Below are 2,376 nucleotides of genomic sequence, written 5' to 3' on the forward strand. Positions count from 1 at the left end.
TCTGATTCTCCGCAAACACACCTAATATTTTTAGTATATTAGCGCTCAAAAAGCAGGGATTATGAACATATTCAGTTTTACGGCTCATTTCGGTTCGGAGGAAGATTGTCGTTTGCATTTCAAGGAGCAGCGTGATAAGGAAGGGGTTGTCTGCAAGCGATGCGGGGGCACTTCCCATTATTGGTTACAGGGTAAATGGAGTTATGAATGCAAAGGTTGCCGTTTCCGCACCTCGTTGCGCAGCGGTACGATCATGGAGAGCTCCAAGCTGCCGTTTCTGGTGTGGTACAAAACGATGTTCCTGATGAGTTGCACAAAAAAGGGATTCTCCACCAACGAACTCCAGAAGCAATTAGGATTGAAGCGTTACGAACCGGTATGGGCGATGGTACACAAACTCCGCAGGGCGATGGGCAACCGGGATGCAAGGTATACACTGGAAGGGATGATAGAACTGGATGAGGGTTACTTTTCGGTGGCCAGTAAGGAAATCGAGCGAGGCAAGGGTACACGTGGCCGGGGAGCCGAGGGAAAGCAGAACGTTGCGGTGATGGCCGAAAGCACCCCGTTGGAAGATATCGAAACGGGCAAAAAGGAGAAGCATGTGCGTTATTTCAAGGCCAGGGTACTGGATAGCCATCAAAGTGAAGGAATCAACGGCGTGGTCAGGGACTGCATGGAGGATGATGCCATCGTATTTTCGGACAAAAGCACTTCTTACGTTGACATCTCCGATCTGGTGGAATTGCACGTCACCGAGAAATCAGACGCCAAAACCACCAAGGAAACACTCAAATGGGTGCATATCGCAATCAGTAATGCAAAACGGACATTGCTGGGCAACTACCATAAAATCAAAAGGAAATACTTACAGTTGTATCTCAACGAGTTTATTTACAAATTAAACAGACGGTATTTTGGAGACAAACTCTTTGACAGACTAGTAATTGCGAATATAACAGGTGCATAAACGGATAATCAGAATCTTTAAACATCCTAATTAACTACCTGCGGATTTTAGGTATTATTATAGAAGCCCCCATGAATAAATCGCTCATCATTTTCGGCATCGTCAACATAACCTCGGACAGTTTCTCCGATGGAGGCCGGTATCTGGCGCCAGACGCAGCCATTGCGCAGGCGCGTAAGCTGATGGCCGAGGGGGCAGATGTGATCGACCTCGGTCCGGCATCCAGCAATCCCGACGCCGCGCCTGTTTCGTCCGACACAGAAATCGCGCGTATCGCGCCGGTGCTGGACGCGCTCAAGGCAGATGGCATTCCCGTCTCGCTCGACAGTTATCAACCCGCGACGCAAGCCTATGCCTTGTCGCGTGGTGTGGCCTATCTCAATGATATTCGCGGTTTTCCAGACGCTGCGTTCTATCCGCAATTGGCGAAATCATCTGCCAAACTCGTCGTTATGCATTCGGTGCAAGACGGGCAGGCAGATCGGCGCGAGGCACCCGCTGGCGACATCATGGATCACATTGCGGCGTTCTTTGACGCGCGCATCGCGGCGCTGACGGGTGCCGGTATCAAACGCAACCGCCTTGTCCTTGATCCCGGCATGGGGTTTTTTCTGGGGGCTGCTCCCGAAACCTCGCTCTCGGTGCTGGCGCGGTTCGATGAATTGCGGCTGCGCTTCGATTTGCCGGTGCTTCTGTCTGTTTCGCGCAAATCCTTTCTGCGCGCGCTCACAGGCCGTGGTCCGGGGGATGTCGGGGCCGCGACACTCGCTGCAGAGCTTGCCGCCGCCGCAGGTGGAGCTGACTTCATCCGCACACACGAGCCGCGCCCCTTGCGCGACGGGCTGGCGGTATTGGCGGCGCTGAAAGAAACCGCAAGAATTCGTTAACTTTTCGGTGGCCAGTAAGGAAATCGAGCGAGGCAAGGGTACACGTGGCCGGGGAGCCGAGGGAAAGCAGAACGTTGCGGTGATGGCCGAAAGCACCCCGTTGGAAGATATCGAAACGGGCAAAAAGGAGAAGCATGTGCGTTATTTCAAGGCCAGGGTACTGGATAGCCATCAAAGTGAAGGAATCAACGGCGTGGTCAGGGACTGCATGGAGGATGATGCCATCGTATTTTCGGACAAAAGCACTTCTTACGTTGACATCTCCGATCTGGTGGAATTGCACGTCACCGAGAAATCAGACGCCAAAACCACCAAGGAAACACTCAAATGGGTGCATATCGCAATCAGTAATGCAAAACGGACATTGCTGGGCAACTACCATAAAATCAAAAGGAAATACTTACAGTTGTATCTCAACGAGTTTATTTACAAATTAAACAGACGGTATTTTGGAGACAAACTCTTTGACAGACTAGTAATTGCGAATATAACAGGTGCATAAACGGATAATCAGTAAAT

At 51.1% G+C, this 2,376-nt stretch carries 2 protein-coding genes and 1 pseudogene; all 3 read left to right on the forward strand.

Annotated elements, in window-relative coordinates:
- Positions 1 to 61: 61 nt before the first annotated feature.
- Positions 62 to 970, forward strand: a complete 909-nt coding sequence (locus tag DQ356_RS11065) for an IS1595-like element ISBbi1 family transposase (protein WP_005807145.1) — start codon at positions 62 to 64, stop codon at positions 968 to 970.
- A 71-nt stretch (positions 971 to 1,041) separates the two neighbouring features.
- Entirely contained in the window at positions 1,042 to 1,857 is an 816-nt protein-coding gene (gene sul2 / locus DQ356_RS11070; protein WP_001043260.1) for a sulfonamide-resistant dihydropteroate synthase Sul2, read from the forward strand.
- Position 1,858: 1 nt separating this feature from the next.
- Positions 1,859 to 2,359, forward strand: a pseudogene (locus DQ356_RS11075) (IS1595-like element ISBbi1 family transposase); the annotation flags it as partial.
- Positions 2,360 to 2,376: the final 17 nt, after the last annotated feature.

It is taken from the genome of Chryseobacterium lacus (assembly GCF_003336205.1).
GTDB lineage: Bacteria > Bacteroidota > Bacteroidia > Flavobacteriales > Weeksellaceae > Chryseobacterium_A > Chryseobacterium_A lacus.

Bases quoted from the DNA above. Each gene is read 5' to 3' on its own strand.
- sul2 (WP_001043260.1), top strand. From the start codon at position 1,042: ATGAATAAATCGCTCATCATTTTCGGCATCGTCAACATAACCTCGGAC.
- DQ356_RS11065 (WP_005807145.1), top strand. From the start codon at position 62: ATGAACATATTCAGTTTTACGGCTCATTTCGGTTCGGAGGAAGATTGT.